We start from the raw sequence: 24,772 nt of genomic DNA, 5'->3' as shown, positions 1-24,772 counted from the left end.
CGACCTTCCTTTCGTGGCCCGCCGCAGCGGGAACGTCGTTGTCTCAGACCACTATCGGAGTTTCACTGGTTATAAGACAAGATGAATCTCCTTATGCGTTTCATCCATGCGGCTGATGCGGTATCTCCCGTCTACACGCGCGCGTGAGAGACTTCCTCTGCCCCCTGAGCAACGTCGATCGAGTGGAGTACTAATGATGACCGTGGCATCCGAATCGGCCCTTCTCGCGTCAGTACCCGATGGTCTTTTCATCGGCGGTGAATGGCGTCCCGCCTCGGGTGGGGCGACCCTCGATGTGCGCGATCCCTCAACCGGTGAGGTCATCAAGTCGATTGCTGATGGCACCGCGGAGGACGCGCAGGCGGCGATGGATGCTGCGGCCGACGCCCAGGCGGAGTGGGCAGCGACGGCTCCCCGGGTGCGCGGCGAGATCCTCCGCCGCACGTTCGACCTGCTGATGGAGCGGCGCGACGAGGTGGCCCTGCTCATGACGCTTGAGATGGGCAAGCCGCTCGCGGAGGCCCAGGGCGAGGTCACGTACGGCGGCGAATTTCTGCGGTGGTTCAGCGAGGAGGCGGTGCGGATCTCGGGTCGTTACGCGACGAATCCGGAGGGCACCGGACGGATGATCGTGTCGCAGCGTCCCGTCGGGCCCTGCTACCTCATCACGCCGTGGAACTTCCCGCTCGCGATGGCAACCCGCAAGATCGGGCCAGCCCTTGCCGCTGGCTGCACGGTCGTCGTCAAGCCTGCCCAGCTGACGCCGCTGACGACCCTCTATGTTGTGCGACTGCTGGAGGAGGCGGGGCTTCCGAAGGGCGTCGTCAACGTCATCACCTCCTCGAGTTCGAGCGCCGTCTCGAAGCCGATCCTCGCGGACCCCCGCCTGCGCAAGCTCTCCTTTACCGGTTCGACCCCCGTCGGTGTCTCCCTCATGAAGCAGGCGGCCGACACGGTGCTGCGCACCTCCATGGAGCTCGGCGGCAACGCTCCCTTCCTCGTGTTCGAGGATGCCGACCTCGACAAGGCGGTTGAGGGCGCCATGCTCGCCAAGTTCCGCAACATCGGGCAGGCGTGCACTGCCGCGAACCGATTCATCGTCCACGAGTCCGTCGCCGAGGAGTTCGCCGCCCGGGTGACGGAGAAGGTCAAGGCCTTCCGGGTCGGTCGCGGCACCGAGGAGGGGGTCACGATCGGCCCGCTCATCGACGAGGACGCGGTGGCCAAGGCATCCGCCCTTGTCTCGGATGCTGTCGAGCGTGGGGCGACCCTCGTCACCGGCGGCAGCCGCATCGAGGGTGAGGGCACCTTCTTCGAGCCGACCGTCGTCACGGACGTCAAGCCGGGCAGTGACATCCTCAAAGAGGAGATATTCGGGCCGGTGCTCTCAATCGTGACCTTCCGCGATGAGGAGGAGGCGGTGCGGATAGCCAATGACACCGAGTACGGGCTCGTCGGCTACGTCTTCACGAAGGACCTCGCACGCGGACAGCGACTCATCGACTCGCTCGACACGGGCATGATGGGCCTCAACGTGGGCGTGCTCTCCAACGCAGCCGCTCCCTTCGGTGGCGTCAAGCAGTCCGGCCTCGGCCGCGAGGGCGGCTTCGAGGGCATCCACGAGTACCTCTCGCCGAAATACACGATGACGCCGGACCCCTTCGCCTGATCGCTCGCCTCGCGAAAGGCGCTGTGCTCGCCCTTGCGGCCCGGCCCCAGTGGTGGGCACATCGGGCCACAAGCGATCCTCGGTGGTTTAGGCTCGCACCGGGATAAGCGCGGCAGGGGAACGAGCAGTGGTAGACAGGACACCAAACAAGAACGGCGCGGTCACATGGGCCGGGCTCGTGACACCCGACGCGGCCGCCTCCCTCGACTTCTACGCCTCAGTGTTGGACTGGACCTTCGAATCGCCCGTCGAGGCAGAGATTGCGGCGCTCAGTATCGCCAAGGCGGGCTCGTCGCCCGTCGCGTCCATCCAACAGGGCGTCGACGGTCTCAACTTCGACGCAGTGTGGAACCCCTACTTCGCGGTCGATGATCTTGCCGAGACTGTCGCCCGCGCCAAGGCGAACAGGGCGGTCATCCTTGCCGAGCCCTTCACCGTTCCCGGCGCAGAGGAATCGATCGGCACCTTCGCCTTCGTGATGGATCCCAGCGGGGCCGGGTTCTGCCTGTGGCAGGCACCCGAGGGCGCTGCCCCCGTTGCGCGGGCCGAGCCCGGCTACATCACCTGGACCGTGCTCTACGCCGAAGACACCGCGAACTTCGCTTTCTATGCGGACACGCTCGGGTGGATCGTCGGCGAACCGAGCCCGGTCGACGACTACCGGCTGGCCCGCCTGGGTGACGGCTCCCGTGTCGCCGCCATCCGACGGCTGCCTGAGGGCAGCCTCCCCGGCTGGCGTACCTATTTCTGTGTCGCCAACCTCAACGCCGCCGTTGATGCCACCGTCGCTTACGGCGGCACGGTCCTCGAAGCACCGACCCGCATCGAGGACGGGCGCCCCTTTGCGGTCGTCGCAGACCCGCTCGGTGCCACCTTCGGAATCGTTCAGGCAGAGTAGCCGCGGGCGCACCCTGGGAGAATTGCCGGATGCCCGTCATCCCGATCGATTCGCTCGACGACCCGCGTCTCGCCGACTTCGCCCATCGCACGGATGTCGCGCTCAAGAAGGCGGGACATAACGGCGACGCGGCCGAGCACGGCCTCTACATTGCAGAGTCCGGGCTCGTGTTGCAGCGGGCGCTCGAGGCCGGTCACCGTCCTCGCGCCGTGCTCGCTCTCGGCGGTGCGGTCGATGAGGCGGTCGCGCTCGTCGGCCCGAACGTCGACGTCTTCTCCGGCCCCGGCGCCCTCCTCGCCGAGCTGACCGGCTACGTACTGCATCGCGGCCTCATCGCCTCGCTTGAGCGGCCGCCCCTTCCCGCCGTCGAGGATTTGCTGGCGGATGCTCGGCGCATCGTCATCATCGAGAACGTCGTTGATCCCACCAATGTGGGCGCGATCTTCCGTTCGGTCGCCGGCATCGGCGCCGACGCCGTGCTCGTGACGGAGCGCTGCTCCGACCCCCTCTATCGGCGGGCGATCCGGGTGAGCATGGGCACGGTGCTGCAGGTGCCGTGGACGCGGGTCGGGGACTGGGTGTCGACGAGGGCGGTGCTCGCGGCATCCGGCTTTCACGTGGCGGCGCTCGCCCTGGCGGAGAGTGCTGTGCCGCTGCGCTCCTTCGCAGCGGCCGCACCGGAGAGGGTCGCCCTCGTGCTCGGCACGGAGGGGGAGGGCCTCACCCCGGAGGCGATCGCGGCGGCCGACACGATCGTGCAGATCCCCATGCGGCACGGCATCGACAGCCTCAACGTGGCGGCGGCGTCGGCCGTGGCGATGTACGCGCTCGTGGAGTAGGGCGTCCGGCCCTGCGCGCTTGGTCGCTCGCCGCACCCCTTAGCGGTTCCCCGCGCCCGTTATTTCGGGCGCGCCGACACGGGAAGGGGGGCGGCGAGTGGGCAGGCTACGATCGCAGTGTGGGGGAGGCGAGGGAGCCGGGCTGGTATCCGGATGTCGCGACGGTGGGGGCCGATCGCTGGTGGGACGGCGTTGACTGGACCGAGTTCACGCGTGCGACGCCGCCGCCAGCCGAGCGCCTTCTGCTTCGCGGGGAGCGGCCTGACCTGGCGCGGCCGATCCATCTGCGCGAGTCGAACGGATCTGTGCTGGCGATCGCGCTGTCTCCCCTCTGGATCTCACTCTCCCTCTTCGTCATGACGGCGTTCTCGTTCGCGTCACCGCTCGCGGGCTCCATCCTCACGGGACTTCCCATCGGCGGGATGATTGCGCTTTTCCTTCTCGCTGCTCGCGATCGCGAGACACTGAGGCAGCGTGGTGCTCGTGACGCGGCTTCGCCACTATGGATGCTGTTCACGCCTCTTGGATACCTCATCGGCCGCTGGTCGGCGCTGCGCCCGTATGGTGCTGGCGGCGGCGGGTGGATTGTGCTCATCGGCGTGCAGGGGGTGCTGCTCGTCGGCCTGATCGCGTGGTGGACCGGTCTGCTTGGACTGATGCCCCATTAGAGGTTTGGGGGCGTTTCTCCCCGCGTCGCGCTCGTCCTGCGCGGGCGCCCGCGCTTCGGCGGCTCCGTGTCGAAGGGCACGTCGAGCGTGACGCCCGCAGCGCGAGCAGAGCGGATGCGCTGTGTCACGTGGTCGAGCCAGCGCACCTCCATCTCCGCCGTGAAGATGACGGCGTCGGCGGCGAGCTGGGGGCCGAGGCCGGCGTCCTCGGCCGCGGGGGAGCGCGTGAGCTGCTGCAGGCGTTCGATCGCCGCCTGGCGCTGCAGCACGAGCATCCGCTCGATGTCGACGCCGGGGAGGGTTGAGGCGAGCGCGACCTTGATGGCGAGGTCGCTGCGGGCCGGAGCGTCGTGGCGCTCGGCGCTCGACAGCCAGCGCTCGACCTCGGCGCGGCCGGCGGCGGATGCCTCGTAGAAGACGTGCCCGTCAGCATCCGTCTGCTCGCTGCGGGTGACAAGGCCGTCGCGTTCGAGCGTCTCGAGCACCTTGTAGACCTGCCCGACGTTGAGCGGTCTGCTCGCGCCCGTGCGACGGTCGAACTCGGCGCGCAGCAGGTAGCCGTAGCTGGGCTGTTGCGCCAGCATCGCGAGGATGCTCATCCGCACCGACATCCGTCCCCCTTGTGCATGCGGTGTATATGAATACACAACATACGCATCCGCGGCACCCCTGTCACGGAAGTTCAGGAAATGGCGGCACCGAAGCTCCTCATGCGCGCACATAGCGCGGTGGAACGCGCGGCGTTTCCTGAATTTCCGACGCAGGGAATCGGAGATCTCGGCCCGGATTCCTGAATTTCCCACGCGGGGTCTGGGAGCGGCGGCCGCGCCCCGGTGGTACACACAGGGTATGGCTGCAATCATCGCCCTCGACACCCTTGTGCCCGATACCGTGCTGCAGCAGGACGTCGTGCGCGACGTCTTCGCCGCCCAGCCGGGCCTCGGCCGCCTCGCGCAGCGGCTGGTTCCCGCGACCTTCGACAACGCGGCGATCGAGACGCGTCACAGCGCGATCGCCGAGATGTCGTGGGAGGCGAAGAGCGAGGATCCGCTGTTCTTCGACTCCGAGAGCGGGCGGCTCCTCGTGCCCAGCACCAAGCAGCGCAACGATATCTACGCAGAACAGGCCGGCCGCCTTTACATCGAGGTTGCGCGCAAGGCGACGGAGGGCATCGACCGCGACCGCATCACGCATGTCATCACCGTCTCCTGCACGGGCTTCTTCGCGCCTGGTCCCGAGTATCTGATCGCCCGGGAGCTGAAGCTCCGCCCCGGCGTGCAGCGCTTCCATCTCGGCTTCATGGGCTGCTACGCCTCGATGCCGGCGCTCAAGCTGGCCAAGCAGCTGGTCGACGCCGACCCCGGCGCGGTGGTGCTGGTCGTGAGCGTCGAGCTGTGTACCCTGCACGTGCGCACCTCCGACGACCCCGACCAGATCGTCGCGGCATCCCTCTTCTCCGACGGCGCGGCAGCGGCCGTCGTTGCCTCCGAACCGGTGAGCGGCGGATGCTCGCTGGACGCCTTCGAGAGCGTCGTCACCCCGGTCGGCGAGGCCGACATGGCGTGGACGATCGGCGACGAGGGCTTCGAGATGGTGCTCTCCAGCTACGTGCCGAAGATCATCGGCGAGTACATCGAGGGGGCTCTGCAACCACTCTTCGCCCGAGCATCCGCCTCAGACATCCAGCACTGGGCAATTCATCCGGGCGGCCGCAGCATCCTCGACCGGGTGCAGGAGACCCTCCACCTGAGCGAGCAGCAGCTCGTGCCCTCGCGCGACACGCTCCGCGACTACGGCAACATGAGCAGCGCGACCGTGCTCTTCGTGCTCAAGCACATCCTCGCGGAGGCGCAGCCGGGGGAGCGGGTCTGCGCGATGGCGTTCGGGCCGGGGCTGACGGTCGAGTCGGGCCTGTTCTCGGCGACGTGATGCACGACCTCAGCACACGCTCGACGCATCTCGCCGAGCTCATGGACGACGCCGACTGCGACCGCGCCGCCCTCGATCGCACCTACCGCCGCTTCCTCTACGTCAACGCGGTCGTCTCGGGGTGGCGCGCGACCTACCGCGACGTCATCCGCCCGCTGCTGAGCGCGACAGAAACTCGCACGCTGCTCGACGTGGGCTCGGGCGGGGGAGACCTCTCGCGCTCCCTTGCGCGCTGGGCGGCCCGCGACGGGCTGCGACTCGAGGTGACGGGGGTCGACCCCGACCCGCGAGCGCAGGAGTTCGCGGCATCCGTCGCCTCGCCGGGGGTGCGCTTCGTGACGGCCCGCGCGGAGGAGCTCGACGAGCAGTTCGACTTCGTCATCTCCAACCACGTGCTGCACCACGTCGACGACCTGGAGGGCTTCCTCGCGTCAACGAGCGCCCGGGCGCGCGTGCTGACGGTGCACGCCGACATCGAACGCTCCCGCTTCGCCTACCGCGCCTTCGCCACCGGCACGACGCTCGCGTGGCCCGCATTGCGCGGCTCCTTCATCCGCCCCGACGGGCTCACCTCGATCCGCCGCGCCCACCGCGCGGCCGAGCTGCGGGAGCGCCTCGCCGACACCGACTGGCGGGTGATCCCCCGCATCCCCGCGCACTACCTCCTCATGCGGGTGAGTCGCGCCCGTGCATGACGTCGCCGTCGTCGGCGGCGGACCCGTCGGCGTGCTGCTCGCGGTGCTCCTTGCGCAGCGCGGTGTCGACGCGGTTGTGATCGAGGAGCGTGACTGCATCGCCGAGCGACCCCGCGCCGTCGGCATCCACCCGCCGGCCGTCGAGGCGCTCGCCGAAGCGGGCGTCGACGTCGCCGCCCACGGGCGGGCCCTCCACGACGGCGCCGCCTTCGCCGATGGGCGCGAACTCGGCAGGTTGCGGCTCGACGGCGTCTACACGCTCGCCCAGCAGCAGGTCGAACGGATGCTGCGCGCCCAACTCGCCACGCTCCGACCGGGCGGTCTCGTGCTGGGGGAGCGCGTGCATGGCCTGCGCCGGGTGCCCGGTGGCCGCGAGCTGCTCCTGGAGAGCGGACGCCGCGGCCCGACCGCGCGGCTGATCGTCGGCGCGGACGGCATCGGCAGCAGCATCCGCGAGTTAGCCGGAATCGGCTCGGTGGCACGGCGTGGCACCGCCCACTACATCATGGCGGATGTCGCGGGCGACGGCCTCGGCGACAGCGCCCTGCTCTCCTTCGAACGGGCGGGCGTCGTGGAGTCGTTTCCGCTGCCGGGGGCCGGGCGCCGCTGGGTTGCTCTCGTGCCGCGACCCCGGCCTGCGGCATCCGTCGCCGAGCTTGCCGCGATCGTGGCCGCCCGCACCGGCCTGCACATGCCCACGGATGCCACGACCGCGAGTTCCTTCACGGCGCGACAGCACCTCTCTCGCCGCGTCGTGGGGGAGGGCGCGAACGCCGACATCGTGCTCCTCGGCGACGCCGCCCACGAGATCAGCCCGATCGGCGGACAGGGGCTCAACCTGGGGTGGTTGGATGCGCGGGCGCTCGCCGAGGTGCTGACGGGCGACCGCGACCTCGGCCGCTACAACGCCGAGAGGATGCGAGCGGCGAGCCGAGCATCCGCCCAGGCCGCATTCAATATGGGAATGGGGCGGCCGCTGCCGGGTCCCGCGCACGCCGCCCGCTCGCTCACGATCCGGGCGCTCGCGCGACCGCCCTTCGCGCCGCGGCTCGCCGACGCCTTCACAATGCGCACCCTCTGATCTTCATCATTCAGGAATGTATAAAGCGTCGGCTCGCTCGCCGGATTTCATCATTCAGGAACCCGCGACTTCACCATTCAGGAACCCGCAACTTCATCATTCAGGAATCAGGTACCGGCAGCCGCCGCGATCTGGCAACTCTCGGCACACTGGTCCCGCCGGTCACTCCCGTCACCGACTCTTCCTGAATGATGAAACCGGACCTGGCGGCCCGCACACCGATCTTCCTGAATGATGAAACCGGATGCGGCGGCTCGGCCAGACCTCTTCCTGAATGATGAAAGCGCGCCCGGCGGTTCACACGAGCAGCTGGTGCTTCGCGAGGTCGCGGTAGAGGGGCGTGGATGCCACGAGCTCTGAGTGCGTCCCTTCGCCGACGACCCGCCCGCGCTCGAGCACGACGATGCGGTCGCTGTCGACGACGGTCGAGAGGCGGTGCGCGATGACGATGAGGGTGCGGTCCCGCGCGACGGCGTCGATGGCCTCGCGCAGCAGCTGCTCGTTGAGCCCGTCGAGCGAGGAGGTCGACTCGTCGAGCAGCAGGATGGGCGGCGCCGCGAGCAGGGCCCGGGCGATCGCGAGCCTCTGGCGCTCGCCACCTGAGAGCATGACGCCGTCTTCGCCGACCTGCGCATCGAGGCCTGCGGGGTCGCGCTTGAGCACGGAGGTCAGGTTGACGGAGGCAAGCACCTCGGTGCACGCAGCATCCGTCGCGTCGGGTGCCCCGAGGGTGAGATTGTCGCGGATGCTGCCGGCGAGCACGGGCGCGTCCTGCTCGACGTAGCCGATGCGGGAGCGCAGTTCGGCGCGGTCGAGCGAGCGGATGTCACGGCCCCCCATGCGCACGGCGCCGCCGGTGGGGTCGTAGAAGCGTTCGATGAGGGAGAGGATGGTCGACTTGCCGGCGCCCGACGGGCCCACGAGGGCGATGCGCTGACCTCGCGGCACGGAGAACGACACGTCGTGCAGCACCGTGCGGTCGTGCGTGACGGCGCCCTCCCCGAGCTCCTCCGCGAGCACCTTGTCGGCCTCCGTCTTGTGTGCCGACTCTGGGTAGGAGAAGTGCACGTGGTCGAAGGCGATCGCGTCGTCGGAGTCGATCGGGGCGAGGGCGACGGCCGCGGCATCCTCTTCGCTCTCGCTCGGCAGGTCGATGATCTCCTGGATGCGGCCCAGCGCGCCGAGTGCCTGGCTCACCGAGGTGATGGCGCCGAAGGCGAGGCCGAGCGGGCTGATCAGCATGAAGAGGAAGAAGACGAACATCACGAGTTCCGCGATGGATGTCTCGCCCGCCGCCACCCGGAACCCGCCGACACCCAGCACCGTCAGCAGCGACACCTGCAGGGCGACATTCGCGATCGGCACGACGAAGGCCGACACGTTGGCGACCTTGATGCCCTTGACCCAGGCGTTGCGGGCGTTGCCGTCGATGGTCGCGTTCTCGCGCTCGGTCGCCCCCGCCGCTCGGATGGTGCGGATGGCGCTGAGCGCGCGCTCGACGGATGCCGCGAGGTCGCCCACCTTCTCCTGCTGCTCCTGGCTTGCCCGGCGGATGCGGCCCGAGAGGGCGCCAACGACCGCGATCGAGGCGCCGATCACGAGCACCGTGAGGCCGAGAAGCACGGGGTCGAGGATCAGCATGGCGATGATCGCGCCGATGAAGATGAGCACGCCGCCGACCGCATCGACGAGTCCCTGTGTCATGACGGCGTAGAGCAGGGTGGTGTCGGAGCCGACGCGGGAGACGAGGTCGCCCGTGCGGCGGGTGTCGTATTCGCGGATGGGGAGCCGCAGCATCCGCGAGACCAGCCTGCGGCGGGCGGAGAGCACGATGCCCGTGCCGGTGCGCTGCAGCAGGTAGTGCTGCACGCCGCTGATGATGGCGGCGACGATGACGAGGGTGACGAGCACCCAGACGAGCGAGCCGAGGGTGTCACCGGCTTGCACCGAGACGATGACCTGGCCGACGAGGAGCGGCTGCACGAGGGAGGCGACGGCGCCGACGATGCTCAGCACGATCACGACGGAGAGCACGCCCTTGTGCTCGGTGAGGTAGGGGAGCAGCTGCTTCAGGCTGGCCCGGGGACCGTCGTTCTTGGCTGTGCGGCCGCGGCGTGCGGGCGTTGTGGCGCTCATGGGATCTGCTTTCGGCTTCTACTTGCGGCCGTACTTCTTGTGGACGGCCTGCTTGCTCACGTCGAGGGCGAGGGCGATGATCTGCCAGGATGCGCCGGCGTTGCGCGCCCGGCGGACGGCGGTCGCCTCGGCGCGATCAAGCTCCTGACGTAGTCTACGGATCGCTCGGAGCGCCGTGTACGGGTCCTCCGAGTCGGCGTCGCCGGCGAGGGTGTGGAGAGACATGCGTCAACGCTAGTTGACGGAGTCGCGTTGGTCAACCTTTGTTGACGCTGCTCGCGGATGACGCGATCTCGGCGCGATGACCGCGCCGCGGCACGACCATTCCGCAGCGAAGCGATTATGCGTCGCGCGAGCACTCCCTCAAGCCGCGAGAGAATGGTCCGATGCGCCACGATTCACAGCTCCGCGGCGTCACGGCGTCGGTCGTGGCATCCGTGCTCTTCGGCGTCGTCTATTTCATCCCGTCGGCGCTCGGGGAGTTGAGCGAGTTCGAGGCGGTCGCGTGGCGCATCCTGTTCACGCTCCCCTTCATGGCGGTGCTGCTGGTCGCCATCCGCTCCTGGCGTGAGGTGACGGATGCCGCGGCTCGCCTTCGCGCCCGGCCCGCCCTGATTCCGGCCCTCGTCGTGACGGCCGGGTTGCTCGGGGCGCAGCTGTTCCTTTTCGCGTGGGGCCCCAAGACGGGACACGCCCTCGACGTCGCGCTCGGGTATCTTCTGATGCCGCTTGTCATGGTGGTGCTGGGGGTTGCGCTGCACCGCGAGCGGCTCGGGGCGCTGCGGATCGCAGCGGTGGCGGCGGCGCTCATCGGTGTCGTTGCGGCGTTCTTTGCAGCGGACGGCATCTCGTGGGCCACCGCGGCCGTCGCGGTCGGCTACCCGATCTACTTCACGATTCGCCGGGCGCTCGGCCTCGACTCATCGGGGGCGATGTGGCTGGAACTCGTGATCCTCGCGCCCGTCTGCGTGTGGTTCGCGCTCGGCCCCGCGTCGCTGGTTGCGGATGGAGGCTCACTCCCGTGGGGCACTCTGCTGCTCTTCGGCGCCGTCAGCGCGGTCGCCCTCACCCTCTACATCGTCGCGGCGCGGCTCCTCACGTTCAGCCTCTTCGGCCTGCTCAGCTATGTGGAGCCGATCGTGCTCGTGCTCGTCTCGCTCGTGCTGCTGGGCGAGGCGATTGCGCCCTCCGAGTATGTGACCTATGCGGGCATCAGCGCGGCCGTGCTGCTCCTGGTCGTGGAGGGAATCGTGCTCACACGTCGTGAACGGCGGCTGGGTGATCAGCCGCTGCCGCCGGGGTAGGGGGGGTCAGCCGGCGAGCGTCACAAATGTCGGCGGCTGCCGGTTGAATCCTTCCCATGCAGCCCGAGACCCCCGCCGACGCTTCGGGCCTTGCCGTGCTCCCGCAGGGGAATCTCTCGTTGGCGGCGGTGGCGAGCGATAGCGTGTCCGATCTCCTCGACGCTGCTGCGGGCATGACGCGCATGATCGCGAGCATCGAGGCGGTACGGGCGCGGATCATCGATATGGCGATCCGGGCCAGCGTCGACAGCGTGTCGGATGCTTCGGCCGTGCGTACCCGCGACCTGCGGCTTCGCTCGCTCCGCGCCGAGCTGGCCTGTGCTCTGCGCATCCCCGAGCGTACGGCGGAGCGCATGCTGTACGCGAGCGAGGTGCTCGCTCGCAACCTCCCCGGCACCCTGGCTTCTCTAGATGAGGGCCGCATCTCGTATCGGCACGCGGAGGCGCTCGTCGATGAGACGACGACTCTCGAGTCCTCGGCGGTCGCCGAGCTGGAGGCGGCTGCTCTGCCACATGCAGAGCAGCTGACGGTCGCGAAGTTCCGCAAGAAGCTGCGGATGCTGCGCGAGGCCATCGAGCCGGGGTCGGCGGTCGATCGCCACCACGAGGCGGTGAAGCAGCGCGAGGTGCTGTTCGAGCCCGCGCGCGACGGCATGGCCTGGCTGTCGGCCTACCTTCCCGCTGCCGATGCTCTCGCCGCCTTCAATCGCATCACCGGGTTGGCGGAGTCGCTGGGCGACGGCGCTGGCGGGGGAGTGGGCGGGGGAGTGGGCGGCAGTGCCCGCAACAGTGCGGGCAACAGCGCGCAGCGCACGCTCGCTCAGCGCCGCGCCGATGTTCTCGTGGATCTGCTCCATTCAGGCGAGCCTTCCGAGGGGCCCCGCGGAGTCCGCCCGACTGTGCACGTGACGGTGCCGGTGATGGCGCTTCTGGGTCGCGAGCTCGCGAAGGACTTGGGCGTCATGACGCCGCCCGCGACCCTCGACGGCTACGGCCCGATCGACGACGAGACGGCACGGATGCTCGCTGCCGCCGCCCCCAGCTTCTCCCGCCTTCTCACGCACCCCGAGTCGGGCGTGGTGCTCTCGGTGGGCCGTGACAGCTACGTGGTTCCCGCGGATCTGAGGCGCTGGGTTCGCCTTCGCGACGGCACCTGCCGCTTTCCAGGATGCTCGCAGCCGGCCGACCGCTGCGACCTCGACCACACCCGCGATTGGGCGCTCGGTGGCACAACCGACTTCGACAACCTCGCTCACCTCTGCCGCGGCCATCACACGCTCAAGCACAAGACGGAGTGGAGGGTTAGCAACGACGGCGCAACCCTCCGCTGGACGTCACCCTCTGGCCGCATCTACGTCACACAGCCGCAGTTCCACCTGCGGACGTGATTGTCGGCGGCACGGAATACAGGGTCCGCTTCCATGGTTGCGCATGAAACGGCACCGATGCCTAGGCATCCGGTGCCGCACTCGTTCCATGCACACCGCGGTGACCCGGCGCGTCCGGAGTCCCAGCAACAACAGAAAGCAGGCTCATGACCACCACCATCGGCTACATCGTTGGCAGCATTTCGAGCACCTCGATCAACCGCAGCCTCGCTAACGCGCTCGTGCGACAGGCTCCCGAGGGGGTCGAGTTCGTGGAGATTCCGATTGCCGGGCTCCCCTTCTATTCGCCCGACGCCGACGCCGACTATCCTGCGGTGGCGCGTGAGTTCAAGGATGCAATCGCCGCCGTCGACGGTGTCGTGCTGGTGACCCCCGAGTACAGCCGCTCGATCCCGGGCGTGTTGAAGAACGCGCTGGACTGGGCGTCGCGCCCCTACGGCCAGAACTCCTTCACGGGCAAGCCGACCGCGGTCCTGGGCACCTCCGGCGGTCCGATCGGCGCCGCTGTCGCCCAGCAGCACCTCAAGACGATCCTCACTCACTTCGCGTCGCCCCAGTTGGGCCAGCCGGAGGGCTTCATCCAGTCGAAGCCGGGCCTCTTCACCCCTGAGGGCGAGGTGACGGATGCGTCGACGGCCGAGTTCCTGCGCGGCTACCTCGCCGCCTTCGTCCGCCACATCGCTCGCGTCAAGGCAGCAGACGCGGCCGCCTAAAGCCCGGGCCCGGCGCGCATGCCTGGGCTGGCCGGCGCGCATGCCTCGGCTGGCCGGTGCGCATGCCTCAGTTCGCCGTCGCGCATGCCTCGGCTGGCCGGCGCACATGCCTCAGTTCGCCGGCACGCATGTCTCAGTTCGCCGGCGCGGGGGCGTCGGCGAGCATGCGCCCCGCTTCGGCGAAGAGGTCACGCATCCACTCGTGCGCGGGGTCGCGGCTGTGCATGGGGTGCCACCAGAGGGCCCCGACGAGCCGCACGGCGTCGAAGGGCGGCTCGAGGAAGCGTACGCCGATCGACGCGGGGAAGTGCGGGGCGAGGGCCGACTGGATGAGGGCGATCCGCCGCGTGCCCATGACGAAGAAGGGCAGGGCGAGGAAGCCCTCGACGATGGCCTCGACATGCGGCTCGACCCCCAGCATCTCGAGTTGGCGGGCGGGGGGCGTGTAGGCCGTGCGGCTCTGGTAGGTCGTCACCCAGGGCAGCTCGCGCAGGTTCTGCATCGTGAGCTCGTCGCCGACCGCATCGTTGTCGGCCGACACGAGGATCTTCCAGGTGTCGTCGATGACGTCTGCGTGGGGAAAGTTGTTGAGGAAGCCGTGGGGGATGAGCATCCCGTCGGCCGTGCGCAGCGTATTGACGGCGTCGTCGACGATCGTGGGGGTGTGCTGGCGGAAGCGGAAGCGCACTCCAGGCGCCCGCTCTGCCGCGAGCTGCGTGACGATCCGTCCGATGGTCGCGAAGGCGTAGTCGGAGCCGAAGACGGTGAACTCGCGGGAGGCCTGTGAGGGGTCGAAGGCGGCTTCGCTCGCAAAGACGCGTCGAACGGCGTCGAGTGCGCTCGGCACGTGCTCGGCGAGTCGCGCGGCGAGCGGTGTGAGCTCGTAGGTGTTGCCTCGGCGGGCGAGTAGCGGGTCACCGAAGTGGATGCGCAGGCGGGAGAGCGACGCGCTGAGGGCCGGTTGGCTGAGTCCCAGCCGCTGCGCCGCCTTCGTGACACTCCTCTCGCTCAGGAGGGCGTCGAGGGAGACGAGCAGGTTGAGGTCGAGCCTCAGCAGGTTGTAGTTCGCCATTGACCCATCCACCGTTCATCAGGGAGCGTGCTGATCCACCGCCAGCATATCGATGCCGGTGATTTCGCGCGTTCAGTCGCCGTTGACCGGGATGGGTGGTGGGGCGTTTCCGACCCGACTACCCCTCGATGAAGAGCGACCCCACGAACACGGTGTATGCCCAGCCAACGAAGAGCACCAGCGATACGGTAACGACGGCCCAGGACCAGAAGGTGACAGCGCCGCGTGCGCCGTTGCGTGTAGTCATGGGATCCAGTTTACTGAGCGGACTCAGCGTTCGATGTCGATGTCTTTGGTCTCCTTGCCGAGGAGGAGCGCGATGAACGTGATGACGGCCATGGCGGCGAGGTAGACGCCCACCAGCACGGGGCTGCCGTCGGCGAGCGCCCACAGCCACACGGCGATGAAGGGTGCAACGGCTGCGCCGAGGATGGAGCTGACGTTGTAGGAGACCCCGGAGCCCGTGTAGCGCACGTTGGTGGGGAAGAGCTCCGGCAGTAGGGCGCCCATGGGCCCGAAGGTGAGGCCCATGAGAGTGAACCCGATGACGAGCCACGCCATGACGCCGACAAAGCCCGCGCCGAGGAGTGGCACCCAGAGCAGGCCGAAGGCGATGATGCCGAGCGTGACCCAGAGGAGCAGGCGGCGACGGCCGAAGCGGTCGGCGAGCGGTCCGGAGACAAGGGTGAAGATGCCGAAGAAGACGACGCCGATGATCATCATGAGCACGAAGCTCGTGTAGTCGTAGCCGAGTCCCGGCTGCACCCCGGAGTCGGCCGGGTCGACGGGGGCGCGTCCGTAGCTGAGCGAGAACGTGGTCATGAGGTAGAAGAGCACGTAGGTCGCGAGCATGAAGAAGGTGCCGAGAAGAAGTTCCCGCCAGTTCGAGCGGATGACCTGCCCGAGCGGCAGCTTGACGACGCGCCCGCTCGTGACCGTGTTGGAGAACGCCGTGCTCTCGACGAGGCGCAGGCGCACCCACAGACCGATGATGACCATGACGGCCGAGAAGAGGAACGGGATGCGCCATCCCCAGTCCAGGAAGGCCTGGGACGGGCGGCTCGGGTCGTCGGAGGGCAGGATCGCGGCGATGATGAGGAACAGCCCGTTGGCGATGATGAAGCCGATGGGGGCGCCCAGTTGGGGGAAGGTGCCGTACCGGGCGCGCTTGCCCTTCGGCGCATTCTCGGTCGCCACAAGCGCTGCACCGCTCCATTCGCCGCCGAGGGCGAAGCCCTGCGCGAGGCGGAGGATGACGAGCATGAGGGGCGCGAACCACCCGATCACAAGGTAGGTGGGCAGCACACCGATGAGGAACGTCGCGATGCCCATCGTGAGAAGGGCCGCGACGAGGGTCGTCTTGCGGCCCACCCTGTCGCCCAGGTGGCCGAAGAAGACGGCACCGAGCGGTCGGGCGACCATGGCGGCGCCGAAGACGGCGAAGGAGGAGAGGAGCGCGGTCGTCTCGTCACCCGAGGGGAAGAAGAGGTGGGGAAACACGAGCACGGCGGCGGTCGCGTAGACGTAGAAGTCGTAGAACTCGATCGTCGTGCCGATGAGGCTCGCGATGATGACCCGCGAGCGCGGGTTGGCGGGGGTGGGAACGACGGGGGTGGCGGTGACAGACATGCGGGGCTTTCTCATTGGGCGAACGATCAAGTCTATGCGCCCGGGAGAGTGCCGCTGCGCTGGCTACCCGCGAAGGTCGCGCAGCACGACCGCAGTAGCGAGAGCCGCGGATGCCGCCTCCGCCCCCTTGTCCTCCTTCGAGCCCGGCAGGCCCGCGCGGTCGAGGCCCTGCTGCTCGTCATCGAGCGTGAGCAGCCCGAAACCGACGGGTTTGCCCGTGTCGAGCGCGACCCGGGTGAGCCCGTCGGTCGCCGCTGCCGAGACATACTCGAAGTGGGGGGTGCCGCCGCGGATGATGACGCCGAGGGCGACGACCGCATCCGCCCCGCTCTCGAGGGCGGCCTTCGCGACGACGGGCAGCTCGAAGCTGCCGGGCACGCGCACCTCGGTCACGCTCGCACCCGACTCGGCGAGCACGCGGCGCGCGCCCGCGAGCAGGCCGTCCGTGATGACCTCGTGCCACTGGCCTGCGACGATCGTGACCTTCAGGCCGCGGCCGTCGACGGCGATCTCGGGCGAACCCTCTCCACTCACAGTGCTGCTCCAATCAGTGCTGTTTCATTCACAGGGCCTGCTCCTGCCGGCTCTGGCGAGCCATCTCCTCCGCGTCGACGCCCAGCTCGACCCCGAGGCGCTCCGGCAGGAGGTGCCCCATGCGGTCTCGCTTGGTCTCCAGGTATCCCTCGTTGAGCGCATCCACGCCGACGAGGATGGGCACCTGCTCCGTCACGACGACTCCGCGGTCGGTGAGCTGCTTGATCTTGTCGGGGTTGTTCGTGATGACGCGCACCGACCGGAGCCCGAGGTCCTCGAGGATCGCGACGGCGCTGCCGTAGTCGCGACCGTCGGCGGGCAGGCCCAGCGCGAGGTTGGCGTCGAGGGTGTCGAGGCCCTGCTCCTGCAGGCGGTATGCCTTGAGCTTGTTGATGAGGCCGATTCCGCGTCCCTCATGGCCGCGCATGTAGATGACGGCGCCGCCCTCCGCCTGCACCTGGTCGAGGGCGGCATCGAGCTGGGGGCCGCACTCGCACTTGAGCGAACCGAAGACCTCGCCCGTGAGGCATTCCGAGTGCACGCGGATGAGGCATCCGTCGCGCAGCTCTCCCGCGATGATCGCGACGTGGTCGGCCCCCGTCATCCGGTCGCGGTAGGCACGCATCGTCAGGGGGCCGCGCACGGTCGGCACGGTCGTCTCCACCTCGAAGACGACCCGGGAGGTCTGCGGGATGTGCACCCCCTGGGGCACCTCGGGGTTCTCGCTCAGGGCCTCAAGGTGCTCGATGAGCGCCTCGATCGTGATGACGGCGACATCGTGCTCGCGGCCGAGCTCGATCAGCCCGGGCAGGCGCATCATCTCGCCCGAATCCTCCACGATCTCAGCGATCGCGCCGACCGGTTCGAGGCCCGCAAGGCGGAGCAGGTCGACGGTCGCCTCCGTGTGGCCGGCCCGCTCCCGCACGCCACCGTCGACGGCGCGCAGGGGCAGCACGTGACCGGGGCGGATGACGCTCGCCGGCGTCGACGCGGGGTCGGCGAGCACGCGCAGGGTCGTGGAGCGGTCGGAGGCACTGATGCCCGTCGAGATGCCCTCGGCCGCGTCGACCGAGATCGTGTAGGCGGTTCCGCGCGGGTCCTCGTTGTTGACGACCATCGCGGGCAGGTCGAGGCGGTCGGCGATCTCGCGAGTCATGGGCGCGCAGATGTAGCCGGAGGTGTGGCGCACCATCCAGCCGATCCACTCGCGGCTCGCGAGCTGCGCCGAGATGACGACGTCGCCCTCGTTCTCGCGCCCCTCATCGTCGACCACGATGATCGGTTTGCCGGCGCGGAGCTCCGCGAGGGCGGTGGGGATGTCGGCGAGGCTCATGGCTCGCTCCTCTCGGTGGTGCCGCCCGCCGCTGCGGGGCTCTGGAGTCGCAGCATCCGCTGCACGTGGCGGGCAAGGATGTCGGTCTCGATGTTGACCCGGTCGCCGACGACGCGGCTGCCGAGGGTCGTCGCACTGAGCGTCTCAGGGATGAGGGACACCTCGAACCAGTCGTCCCCCGCCGCCCCTTCGCTGACGGCGCTGACCGTCAGCGATACCCCGTCGACCGCGATCGAACCCTTGTCGACCACGAGGGGGGCGAGCTCGGGGGAGAGCGAGAAGCGCAGCACGCGCCACGCATCGCCGGGCCGCACCTCGAGCAGCTCGCTCGTGCCGTCGATGTGGCCCTGCACGATGTGCCCGCCGAGGCGGCCGTGCACGGGGGCGGCGCGCTCAAGGTTGACGCGCTCGCCCGGCGACGGATGCTTCAGCGTGCTCATCGCAATCGTCTGGGCCATGACATCCGCCGTGAACCAGTCCTCGCCCTGGTCTACGACCGTCAGGCACACCCCGCTGACCGCAATCGAGTCGCCGTGGCGAGCGTCCGAGACGCTCAGGGGTGCGCGCACCGTGAGACGCGCGGCATCCGCGCTCGGCTCCCAGGCGACGACCTCGCCGAGCTCTTCGATGATTCCCGTGAACATCAGCCGTCTCCCCTCTCGTACTGCTGGTCGAGTTCGCCGCTCACGACCGCGGGCTCGTTCCTCGAGATTCGGCCCGTTGACGCGGGTCGTGCCGAGACGAGCAGGTCACCGCCGAGCTGTTCGACGCTCGTGATCTCGAGTCGCCGCGCCTCGCCGATCGTCGCCACGCCCAGGTCGGCAACCGCCGAGCGCCCCGACCCGAGCAACTGTGCGCCGAGGTAGATCGCATACTCATCGACGAGTCCCGACGCAATGAAGGCGCTCGCGAGCGTTGGGCCGCCCTCGACGTAGAGCCGACGGATGCCGCGGCCGTAGAGTTCGGCGAGCACAGCATCCAGGTCGCGGCTCGCGGTCACGATGGCGGGCTTGGGGTGGTGCATGACGCGGGAGGAGCGGGGCACGAGCCGCTCGCCGATGATGACGGGCACGGGTTGGTGCTCCATGAGTTCGCCCGCGTCGCCCCGGGCCGTGAGGGAGGGGTCGTCACTCAGCACGGTTCCCGTGCCGACGGCGATGGCGTCACTTGCCGCGCGCTGCTCGTGCACACGCTGCCGGGCTGCGGCTCCCGTGATCCACTGGCTCGTGCCATCGGCGGCGGCGGCTCGCCCGTCCAGCGTCGAGGCCCACTTGAGGGTCACCCAGGGTCGTTCGCGCGTTACCGCGGTGAGCCACGGATGCAGCGCCTCTTCCACCTCGTCAGCGAGCACGCCGCCCAGCACCTCGATGCCGGCCTCGCGCAGCCGTTCGGCACCGCCGCCGGACGCAGCGCCCGGGTCCGCGACGGCGTAGACGACGCGTGTGATGCCCGCCGCGATGAGCGCCTCCGTGCAGGGGCCTGTGAGCCCCGTGTGGTTGCACGGCTCGAGTGTGACGACAGCGGTGAGCCCCGCGGATGCCCCCTCCTCAAGCTTCGCGAGGGCGTCGACTTCCGCGTGCGCGCTGCCCGCCCCGCGGTGCCAGCCCTCCGCGACGCGCCGCCCCTCGCTGTCGAGCAGCACGCAGCCGACCTGCGGGTTGGGGCCCCAGACTGGGCCGCGGGAGGCGAGGGAGAGGGCGTGCCGCATGGCGCTGACGGTCGCCTCGTCGGCGGGCGTGGGCCCTGTCGTGGTCATCCGGTCCTCGTGTCCTCTCACACGGTCCGGGGTCGTCCGCGCACTGCGCGGCCACGGCTCGCAGGGTGCGAACCTCGTGCTTCCTCTCATCCGGACTGAGGGCGGAACCGAAATCCCACCCCATCACCGTCGGTGCCGGAATCCCACCGGCTCAACCGCATCCCTGCCTTTGGCAGGTCCGCGGGTCGCGGACTGTCACCGCCGGTTCGGATTCTCACCGACCCCGGAGCACGTTCTGTCGTGAAGTCTAGCAACGCCCCTGTGCGGGAGTTATTCCCGCGTCCCGCGGCGTCATACGACGGGCCACCCCGGCTTTTCCTCGCGGCTGTCCGCGGCCCAGATCCGCCCGCGCCACGAGAGCGGATGCTCCCCGCTCGAGTCCGCGCGCCGCCCGGGTCCCTCGCCCTCAAAGGTGAAGCCGCACTTGCGCGCGACCGCCGCCGAGGCCGTATTGCCGATCAGGCACTCCCAGCCGACCGACTCGACGCGCAACGGGTTCGACGGGTCGAAGGCCCAGTCGAGCACGGCGCCGACCGCCTCCGGCATGTAGCCGTGGCCCCGGTGCCGCGCGCCCAGCCAGAAGCCGATGTCATCGGCGGTCACTCGCCGCAGCGAGATGACCCCTACGAGGTCGCCGGCGGCACGAATCCCCCAGGTCAGTTCGGTGCCGGAGTGCCAGCCCTCCTCGGCGAAGCCGATGAACTCTCGCGCCTTCTCGAGCGTGTAGGGCTGTGTGATGGCGGGGATGTAGCGGGAGAGGAGGGGATCCTGGCAGTGCTCGCGGATCGCGCCCGCATCGTCCGGCGTCGGCGCGCTGAGCTTGAGCCTGGGCGTCGCGAGCGTGAAGGAGTCCATGGAGTGCTGGGGGGGAACTCAGCGGCGGGGGAGCAGGCCCATCCGGTCGTAGACGCGCGCGAGCGTGGCATCCGCAATCTCGGCGGCGCGCTCGGCGTTGCCTGCGAGGATCCGGTCGAGCTCGGCCGGGTCGTCGAGCAGTTCGAGCACGCGCGCGCGGATGGGGGCGAATGTCTCGGTCACGACCACGGCGAGGTCCTTCTTGAAGTCGCCGTAGCCGCGGCCCGCATACTGCTCCTCGAGGGCGGCGATGGGTGTGCCCGAGAGTGAGGAGTGGATCGTCAGGAGGTTGGAGATGCCCGGCTTCTCGGCGACGTCGTAGCGCACCGAACCCTCGCTGTCGGTCGTCGCCGACTTGATCTTCTTCGCGGTCTTCGAGGGCTCGTCGAGCAGCCACACGACGCCCTTCTCGCTCGACGCCGACTTGCTCATCTTGATGGTGGGGTCCTGCAGGTCGTAGATCTTGGCGGATGCCGCCTGGATCTGCGCCTCGGGCACCACGAAGGTTTCCCCGAACCGGGAGTTGAAGCGCTCCGCCAGGTTGCGCGTGAGCTCGATGTGCTGGCGCTGGTCCTCACCGACCGGCACCACCTCGGCATCGTAGAGCAGGATGTCGGCGGCCATGAGCACGGGGTAGGCGAAGAGACCCACGGTCGTGGCATCCGCCCCCTGCTTCGCCGATTTGTCCTTGAACTGGGTCATGCGGCTCGCCTCGCCGAACCCCGTGATGGTGTTGAGCGCCCACGCCAACTCCGGATGCGCCGACACGTGCGACTGCACGAAGAGCGTCGAGAGCTCGGGGTCGATGCCCGCCGCGATGTACTGTGCCGCCGTGCGCCGGGTCGCCTCCCGCAGCTGGGCGGGGTCCTGCGCGACCGTGATCGCGTGCAGGTCGACGACGCAGAACACCGCGTCGTGAGTCTCCTGCATCTGCCGCCACTGCAGCAATGCCCCGATGTAGTTGCCGATCTGGAGCGAATCGGCGGAGGGCTGCATGCCGGAGAAGAGACGGGGCTTTGCGGTCATCCCCCCATTCTCCCAGCTTTCGGCGCTGGCCTTGCGCAGCGTCAGAGCGCGTAGTCCACCACGACGGGCGCGTGATCCGACCAACGCTCCTCGTAGGAGGGGTAGCGGTCGACCTTGTAGTCGGCGACCTTCTCCGCGAGGGCTGGCGTGACGATCTGGTAGTCGATGCGCCACCCCACGTCGTTGGGGAAGGCCTGGCCGCGGTTGGACCACCACGTGTAGGGGCCGTCGACCTCGCCCGCGTGCCGCCGGCCGACGTCGACCCAGCCGAGGCCCGTGCCGGTCGTGCCGTCTTGACACTCGACCTGCTCGCCCTCCGCACCGAGGAAGCGGTCGAAGTAGGCGCGCTCCTTGGGCAGGAACCCGGCCTTCTTGACGTTGCCCTTCCAGTTCTTGATGTCGAGTTTCGTGTGGCCCACGTTGAGGTCGCCGAGTACGACCACATACTTCGAGTGCGCCGCGAGCTCGGGCAGCCGCGCCTCCATCGCGTCGAGGAACCTGTACTTCTCCACCTGCTTGGGCGTGCCGTCCTCGCCCGAGTGCACATAGGTGCTCACGACCGTGACGATGTCATCGCCGACCTCGTAGTCGGCCTCGAGCCACCGCCCCGCCGAGTCGAAGTCCGCCGCGCCGAGCTCGACCCGGTGGATGCTGGCGCCACGGCGACCGTGTTCGCCCGAGCGGCTCGCGATCGCGACGCCGGCGCGGCCCTTCGCTGTCGCCGGATCGTGCAGCACGTCCCACTCCTCGCCCAGCAGCTCCGTGATGTGCTCGGTCTCGGCGCGCACCTCCTGCAGCGCCAGGATGTCGATCTCCCGCGCGGCGAGCCAGTCGCCCATGCCCTTGCGGTAGGCGGCGCGAATGCCGTTGACGTTGACGCTGGCGATTCTGAGAGGCTTCGACATGCCTCCGACCCTAGCGAAGACGTACGACGTCAGCGGCCGAAGAGCCAGCCCCAGCGCCGCGTGCGCCTGATCCGGGCGAGGCGTCTCCTCGCCTCCTCGCGCACGGCGGCGTCGTGGGCGAGCTCGAGTTCGCGCTGCCTCTGCCGCTCGGCGGCGACGACGGGGTCCGCCCCCAGGCCGCGGTCGAGCATCCCGACGGCGATCCATGCGCCCCCGATGAGAATGACCTGGCAGAGGAAGTTGAACCAGATGAGCAGACCGATGATGACGGCGAAGGAGGCGAGGAGCGGGTTGTTGGTCGCGCCGCCGAGAAGAGTGGAGCCGAGCACCTTGAGCACGCCGAGGCCTGCTGCCCCGAGCACACTGCCGACGAGGAGGCGCCGGCCGGGGATCTTGAGCCCCGAGAGCCAGCGGTAGAGGCCCGCGAGCGTCACGGCGTCGAGCAGGAACATGAGGAGGAGGCCGACGACTCGCCCCGTCACTCTCGCGACGATCGAATCCTGTGCGATGCCGACGAGGCCGAACACCCACTCGACCGCCTGCGTGCTGAAGACGAGCAGGGCTGCCGAGACGATGAGGGCAACGCCGAAGAGTAGCCCGAGCCCGACGTCCTTGAGGCGGAGGAGCACGACGTTGAGTCGCTCCGGCGGCAGCTCGAACATCACCCTTACGGCGTCGCGGCATGACGCGAGCCAGCCGAGGGCGGTGAAGAGGAGACCACCGAGTGCGATCGCTCCCGTCCAGCCGAAGACGCCTGCCGAGGTGAGGTCGGCAGGGTCGATCGCGCCCTCGCCGTCGCCCGAGTCGATCAGACCGGGCACGGAGGAGTCGAGCAGCGTGAAGAAGCCCCGCTGGAGCTCCGGGTTGCCAGTGATCACGAGGCCTGCGACGGAGAAGGCGACCCAGAGTGCCGCGAACACCGCAAAGATCGCCTGGTAGGAGAGTCCAGAGGCGAGGATGGGCCCGCGCTTGAGCGCATAGTGCTGGAAGACCCGCACGGGGCGGGAGGCCATCACCTTCGCGATGAATTCCTTGAGTTTCGCCATCCCCTCGACCGTACGCCGAGGCTCAGCGTCGCGGGAGGGGCAGCGATGAGATCTACTCGGGGTCGAGTTCCGAGCCGATCAGTTCCGCGAGACGATCGGCCGTGGCATCCGCGTCGTCACCGCTCACGGTGACGGTCAGCTCGTCGCCCTTGTTCACCCCCATTGCGAGCAGCAGGAGCACGCTCGCGGCGTTGGCCTTCTTGCCGTTGGCTGCCTCGAGGGTCACCGTGTGGCCGCTCTCGGCGGCCGCCTTCGCGATCGTTGCTGCCGGACGGGCGTGCAGTCCGACCGCCGAACCGAACTGGACCGTGCGCTGTGCTTCTGCCATGGCGTCTTCCTCCCGTGATGGTGTCGTCATGCTACTGCCGGAGTCGCTGCGGCGCCCGCGAGCACGACGTCGGGCCCCGCCGCCTCGACCTCGTGAACGAGATCGGCGTTCGCGGCGGCATCCGTGATGATCGTGTCGATCGCGGCGAGGGGCGAGATGCGCCCGAACTCCTCGCGGCCGAACTTGCTGTGGTCTGCGAGCACGATGCTGCGGCGACTCGCCTTGATGAGGGCGGACTTGACGGCCGCCTCCGCGATGTTGTGGGTCGTCAGGCCGCGCTCGGGGGTGATGCCGTTGACGCTGAGGAAGGCGACGTCGACGCTGACCATGCTCACCATCTGGTGCGTCCACGTGCCCACTGTCGCGCGGGAGGAGGAGCGCACGAGCCCGCCGAGCACGTGGAGCTCGATGTTGTCGCGGTCGGCGAGGGCGATCGCGACGGGGAGCGAGTGGGTCACGACCGTGAGGCGCCGGTCGGCGGGCAGCAGTTCCGCGAGCTTGATGGTGGTCGTGCCCGCGTCGATGATGACGGATCCGCCGTCGGGCAGTTCGTCGAGGGCAGCGGTGGCGATCGCGAGCTTCTCGGCGACGAGGATCTCATTGCGGTCGCTCACGGCAGGCCCGACGACGGTGCGTTCGACGGGGATCGCTCCGCCGTGTGCGCGCCTGACGAGCCCGCGACGCTCGAGGCTCGTGAGGTCGCGGCGGATGGTTTCGGGCGTGACTCCGAGCAGTTCCGCGAGTTCACGAACCTCAACGCGGCCGTGCGCGCGGGCCTGCTCGAGGATCGACTGGTGGCGTTCCGGTGCGTACATTCGTGACCTCGTCGTTCACAGGCAGAGCAGGCAGGGGCAAAACATCAGAAACAAATGTCTGCTTGGGTATTTTTATCTTTGAATTTGTTTGTTTGTCAACCGACTTGGGGGTACTCTCGGTTTCACGTGAGAACGGGCGCGCGCGAAACGAGC

The 24,772-nt window shown here is 68.9% G+C and carries 26 protein-coding genes and 1 riboswitch; of the genes, 10 read left to right on the top strand and 16 right to left on the bottom strand.

The window, feature by feature from the left end; all coding sequences use genetic code 11:
• The first annotated feature begins 196 nt into the window (after nt 1–196).
• From OH146_RS05075 to OH146_RS05060, 4 genes are all read left to right on the top strand, one after another.
• Nucleotides 197–1,669, top strand: coding sequence for an NAD-dependent succinate-semialdehyde dehydrogenase (locus tag OH146_RS05075; RefSeq protein WP_265158021.1), 1,473 nt, complete (start codon nt 197–199; stop codon nt 1,667–1,669).
• Nucleotides 1,670–1,847: 178 nt separating this feature from the next.
• Nucleotides 1,848–2,567, top strand: coding sequence for a VOC family protein (locus tag OH146_RS13900; RefSeq protein WP_265158019.1), 720 nt, complete (start codon nt 1,848–1,850; stop codon nt 2,565–2,567).
• Nucleotides 2,568–2,596: 29 nt separating this feature from the next.
• Entirely contained in the window at nt 2,597–3,406 is an 810-nt protein-coding gene (locus OH146_RS05065) for a TrmH family RNA methyltransferase (RefSeq protein ID WP_265158017.1), read from the top strand.
• Between the two features lie 119 nt (nt 3,407–3,525).
• Entirely contained in the window at nt 3,526–4,074 is a 549-nt protein-coding gene (locus tag OH146_RS05060; protein ID WP_265158015.1) for a DUF2510 domain-containing protein, read from the top strand.
• Here the strand turns inward: OH146_RS05060 and OH146_RS05055 are convergent.
• Nucleotides 4,071–4,685 carry a PadR family transcriptional regulator gene (locus OH146_RS05055; protein WP_265158013.1) on the bottom strand — a complete coding sequence of 205 codons (615 nt, stop codon included), beginning with the start codon at nt 4,683–4,685 and terminating at the stop codon, nt 4,071–4,073. The genes OH146_RS05060 and OH146_RS05055 overlap by 4 nt on opposite strands.
• Nucleotides 4,686–4,923: 238 nt before the next feature.
• Here OH146_RS05055 and OH146_RS05050 point away from each other — a divergent pair, with 238 nt between their 5' ends.
• Genes OH146_RS05050 through OH146_RS05040 form a run of 3 tightly spaced genes read left to right on the top strand, consistent with a single transcriptional unit; the run spans nt 4,924 to nt 7,779 of the window.
• Nucleotides 4,924–6,003 (top strand): type III polyketide synthase, encoded by a 1,080-nt coding sequence (locus OH146_RS05050; protein ID WP_265158011.1) that lies wholly within the window; start codon nt 4,924–4,926, stop codon nt 6,001–6,003.
• Nucleotides 6,003–6,698: a methyltransferase domain-containing protein gene (locus OH146_RS05045; protein WP_265160660.1), complete on the top strand. Its 696-nt coding sequence runs from the start codon at nt 6,003–6,005 to the stop codon at nt 6,696–6,698. The genes OH146_RS05050 and OH146_RS05045 overlap by 1 nt, the downstream gene beginning before the upstream one ends.
• Nucleotides 6,691–7,779 (top strand): FAD-dependent oxidoreductase, encoded by a 1,089-nt coding sequence (locus OH146_RS05040; protein ID WP_265158009.1) that lies wholly within the window; start codon nt 6,691–6,693, stop codon nt 7,777–7,779. The genes OH146_RS05045 and OH146_RS05040 overlap by 8 nt, the downstream gene beginning before the upstream one ends.
• A 297-nt stretch (nt 7,780–8,076) precedes the next feature.
• On the opposite strand, the gene OH146_RS05035 is transcribed toward OH146_RS05040, so the two are convergent.
• Both OH146_RS05035 and OH146_RS05030 read right to left on the bottom strand, forming a co-directional pair.
• Nucleotides 8,077–9,915 carry an ABC transporter ATP-binding protein gene (locus OH146_RS05035; protein ID WP_265158007.1) on the bottom strand — a complete coding sequence of 613 codons (1,839 nt, stop codon included), beginning with the start codon at nt 9,913–9,915 and terminating at the stop codon, nt 8,077–8,079.
• 18 nt (nt 9,916–9,933) lie between these two features.
• Nucleotides 9,934–10,140: a hypothetical protein gene (locus OH146_RS05030; protein ID WP_265158005.1), complete on the bottom strand. Its 207-nt coding sequence runs from the start codon at nt 10,138–10,140 to the stop codon at nt 9,934–9,936.
• Nucleotides 10,141–10,301: 161 nt separating this feature from the next.
• Between OH146_RS05030 and rarD the strand changes: the two genes are divergently transcribed.
• The 3 genes from rarD (at nt 10,302) to OH146_RS05015 (ending at nt 13,320) form a co-directional block, all read left to right on the top strand.
• The gene (gene rarD, locus OH146_RS05025) at nt 10,302–11,219 is read left to right on the top strand and encodes an EamA family transporter RarD (protein ID WP_265158003.1); all 918 of its coding nucleotides are present in this window, start codon (nt 10,302–10,304) and stop codon (nt 11,217–11,219) included.
• 56 nt (nt 11,220–11,275) lie between these two features.
• Nucleotides 11,276–12,607, top strand: coding sequence for an HNH endonuclease signature motif containing protein (locus OH146_RS05020; RefSeq protein ID WP_265158001.1), 1,332 nt, complete (start codon nt 11,276–11,278; stop codon nt 12,605–12,607).
• Nucleotides 12,608–12,753: 146 nt separating this feature from the next.
• The gene (locus tag OH146_RS05015) at nt 12,754–13,320 is read left to right on the top strand and encodes an NADPH-dependent FMN reductase (protein WP_265157999.1); all 567 of its coding nucleotides are present in this window, start codon (nt 12,754–12,756) and stop codon (nt 13,318–13,320) included.
• A 133-nt stretch (nt 13,321–13,453) separates the two neighbouring features.
• Here OH146_RS05015 and OH146_RS05010 read toward each other — a convergent pair whose 3' ends face one another.
• The 13 genes from OH146_RS05010 to OH146_RS04950 form a co-directional block, all read right to left on the bottom strand.
• Nucleotides 13,454–14,392 carry a LysR family transcriptional regulator gene (locus OH146_RS05010; protein ID WP_265157997.1) on the bottom strand — a complete coding sequence of 313 codons (939 nt, stop codon included), beginning with the start codon at nt 14,390–14,392 and terminating at the stop codon, nt 13,454–13,456.
• A 118-nt stretch (nt 14,393–14,510) separates the two neighbouring features.
• Nucleotides 14,511–14,639 carry a hypothetical protein gene (locus OH146_RS05005; RefSeq protein ID WP_265157995.1) on the bottom strand — a complete coding sequence of 43 codons (129 nt, stop codon included), beginning with the start codon at nt 14,637–14,639 and terminating at the stop codon, nt 14,511–14,513.
• A 23-nt stretch (nt 14,640–14,662) separates the two neighbouring features.
• A complete protein-coding gene (locus OH146_RS05000; RefSeq protein ID WP_265157993.1) occupies nt 14,663–16,021 on the bottom strand; it encodes an MFS transporter in 1,359 nt (452 codons plus the stop codon).
• A 63-nt stretch (nt 16,022–16,084) separates the two neighbouring features.
• On the bottom strand, nt 16,085–16,555 hold the full coding sequence (gene ribH, locus OH146_RS04995; protein ID WP_265157991.1) for a 6,7-dimethyl-8-ribityllumazine synthase: 471 nt from the start codon (nt 16,553–16,555) through the stop codon (nt 16,085–16,087).
• A 28-nt stretch (nt 16,556–16,583) separates the two neighbouring features.
• Nucleotides 16,584–17,888 (bottom strand): 3,4-dihydroxy-2-butanone-4-phosphate synthase, encoded by a 1,305-nt coding sequence (gene ribB / locus OH146_RS04990; protein WP_265157989.1) that lies wholly within the window; start codon nt 17,886–17,888, stop codon nt 16,584–16,586.
• The gene (locus tag OH146_RS04985; protein ID WP_265157987.1) at nt 17,885–18,532 is read right to left on the bottom strand and encodes a riboflavin synthase; all 648 of its coding nucleotides are present in this window, start codon (nt 18,530–18,532) and stop codon (nt 17,885–17,887) included. The genes ribB and OH146_RS04985 overlap by 4 nt, the downstream gene beginning before the upstream one ends.
• Nucleotides 18,532–19,644 carry a bifunctional diaminohydroxyphosphoribosylaminopyrimidine deaminase/5-amino-6-(5-phosphoribosylamino)uracil reductase RibD gene (gene ribD, locus OH146_RS04980; protein ID WP_265157986.1) on the bottom strand — a complete coding sequence of 371 codons (1,113 nt, stop codon included), beginning with the start codon at nt 19,642–19,644 and terminating at the stop codon, nt 18,532–18,534. The genes OH146_RS04985 and ribD overlap by 1 nt, the downstream gene beginning before the upstream one ends.
• Before the next feature lie 73 nt (nt 19,645–19,717).
• A riboswitch (FMN riboswitch) is annotated at nt 19,718–19,879 on the bottom strand.
• Between the two features lie 56 nt (nt 19,880–19,935).
• The gene (locus OH146_RS04975; RefSeq protein ID WP_265157984.1) at nt 19,936–20,499 is read right to left on the bottom strand and encodes a GNAT family N-acetyltransferase; all 564 of its coding nucleotides are present in this window, start codon (nt 20,497–20,499) and stop codon (nt 19,936–19,938) included.
• A gap of 18 nt (nt 20,500–20,517) precedes the next feature.
• Nucleotides 20,518–21,525 (bottom strand): tryptophan--tRNA ligase, encoded by a 1,008-nt coding sequence (trpS, locus tag OH146_RS04970; RefSeq protein WP_265157982.1) that lies wholly within the window; start codon nt 21,523–21,525, stop codon nt 20,518–20,520.
• Nucleotides 21,526–21,566: 41 nt separating this feature from the next.
• Complete coding sequence (locus OH146_RS04965; RefSeq protein ID WP_265157980.1) at nt 21,567–22,430, bottom strand: exodeoxyribonuclease III; 864 nt, start codon at nt 22,428–22,430, stop codon at nt 21,567–21,569.
• A 29-nt stretch (nt 22,431–22,459) separates the two neighbouring features.
• Nucleotides 22,460–23,476, bottom strand: a complete 1,017-nt coding sequence (locus tag OH146_RS04960; RefSeq protein ID WP_265157978.1) for a YihY/virulence factor BrkB family protein — start codon at nt 23,474–23,476, stop codon at nt 22,460–22,462.
• Nucleotides 23,477–23,528: 52 nt separating this feature from the next.
• Nucleotides 23,529–23,804 carry an HPr family phosphocarrier protein gene (locus tag OH146_RS04955; protein WP_265157976.1) on the bottom strand — a complete coding sequence of 92 codons (276 nt, stop codon included), beginning with the start codon at nt 23,802–23,804 and terminating at the stop codon, nt 23,529–23,531.
• Nucleotides 23,805–23,830: 26 nt separating this feature from the next.
• On the bottom strand, nt 23,831–24,619 hold the full coding sequence (locus OH146_RS04950; RefSeq protein WP_265157974.1) for a DeoR/GlpR family DNA-binding transcription regulator: 789 nt from the start codon (nt 24,617–24,619) through the stop codon (nt 23,831–23,833).
• Nucleotides 24,620–24,772: the final 153 nt, after the last annotated feature.

The sequence above is a fragment of the Homoserinimonas sedimenticola genome (genome assembly GCF_026094475.1).
In the GTDB taxonomy this organism is placed as follows: domain Bacteria; phylum Actinomycetota; class Actinomycetes; order Actinomycetales; family Microbacteriaceae; genus Homoserinimonas; species Homoserinimonas sedimenticola.
Note: the sequence above shows the minus strand (reverse complement) of the source record. Positions and strands in the feature narration are given on the sequence as shown.

Bases quoted from the DNA above. Each gene is read 5' to 3' on its own strand.
- OH146_RS05030 (WP_265158005.1), bottom strand. From the start codon at position 10,140: ATGTCTCTCCACACCCTCGCCGGCGACGCCGACTCGGAGGACCCGTAC.
- ribD (WP_265157986.1), bottom strand. From the start codon at position 19,644: ATGACCACGACAGGGCCCACGCCCGCCGACGAGGCGACCGTCAGCGCC.
- ribB (WP_265157989.1), bottom strand. From the start codon at position 17,888: ATGAGCCTCGCCGACATCCCCACCGCCCTCGCGGAGCTCCGCGCCGGC.
- OH146_RS05045 (WP_265160660.1), top strand. From the start codon at position 6,003: ATGCACGACCTCAGCACACGCTCGACGCATCTCGCCGAGCTCATGGAC.
- OH146_RS05000 (WP_265157993.1), bottom strand. From the start codon at position 16,021: ATGTCTGTCACCGCCACCCCCGTCGTTCCCACCCCCGCCAACCCGCGC.
- OH146_RS04965 (WP_265157980.1), bottom strand. From the start codon at position 22,430: ATGTCGAAGCCTCTCAGAATCGCCAGCGTCAACGTCAACGGCATTCGC.
- OH146_RS05055 (WP_265158013.1), bottom strand. From the start codon at position 4,685: ATGTCGGTGCGGATGAGCATCCTCGCGATGCTGGCGCAACAGCCCAGC.
- OH146_RS05035 (WP_265158007.1), bottom strand. From the start codon at position 9,915: ATGAGCGCCACAACGCCCGCACGCCGCGGCCGCACAGCCAAGAACGAC.
- trpS (WP_265157982.1), bottom strand. From the start codon at position 21,525: ATGACCGCAAAGCCCCGTCTCTTCTCCGGCATGCAGCCCTCCGCCGAT.
- OH146_RS05020 (WP_265158001.1), top strand. From the start codon at position 11,276: ATGCAGCCCGAGACCCCCGCCGACGCTTCGGGCCTTGCCGTGCTCCCG.
- OH146_RS04975 (WP_265157984.1), bottom strand. From the start codon at position 20,499: ATGGACTCCTTCACGCTCGCGACGCCCAGGCTCAAGCTCAGCGCGCCG.
- OH146_RS05065 (WP_265158017.1), top strand. From the start codon at position 2,597: ATGCCCGTCATCCCGATCGATTCGCTCGACGACCCGCGTCTCGCCGAC.
- OH146_RS04955 (WP_265157976.1), bottom strand. From the start codon at position 23,804: ATGGCAGAAGCACAGCGCACGGTCCAGTTCGGTTCGGCGGTCGGACTG.
- OH146_RS04960 (WP_265157978.1), bottom strand. From the start codon at position 23,476: ATGGCGAAACTCAAGGAATTCATCGCGAAGGTGATGGCCTCCCGCCCC.
- OH146_RS04985 (WP_265157987.1), bottom strand. From the start codon at position 18,532: ATGTTCACGGGAATCATCGAAGAGCTCGGCGAGGTCGTCGCCTGGGAG.
- OH146_RS05075 (WP_265158021.1), top strand. From the start codon at position 197: ATGACCGTGGCATCCGAATCGGCCCTTCTCGCGTCAGTACCCGATGGT.
- OH146_RS04950 (WP_265157974.1), bottom strand. From the start codon at position 24,619: ATGTACGCACCGGAACGCCACCAGTCGATCCTCGAGCAGGCCCGCGCG.
- OH146_RS05015 (WP_265157999.1), top strand. From the start codon at position 12,754: ATGACCACCACCATCGGCTACATCGTTGGCAGCATTTCGAGCACCTCG.
- rarD (WP_265158003.1), top strand. From the start codon at position 10,302: ATGCGCCACGATTCACAGCTCCGCGGCGTCACGGCGTCGGTCGTGGCA.
- OH146_RS05005 (WP_265157995.1), bottom strand. From the start codon at position 14,639: ATGACTACACGCAACGGCGCACGCGGCGCTGTCACCTTCTGGTCCTGG.
- OH146_RS05010 (WP_265157997.1), bottom strand. From the start codon at position 14,392: ATGGCGAACTACAACCTGCTGAGGCTCGACCTCAACCTGCTCGTCTCC.
- OH146_RS05050 (WP_265158011.1), top strand. From the start codon at position 4,924: ATGGCTGCAATCATCGCCCTCGACACCCTTGTGCCCGATACCGTGCTG.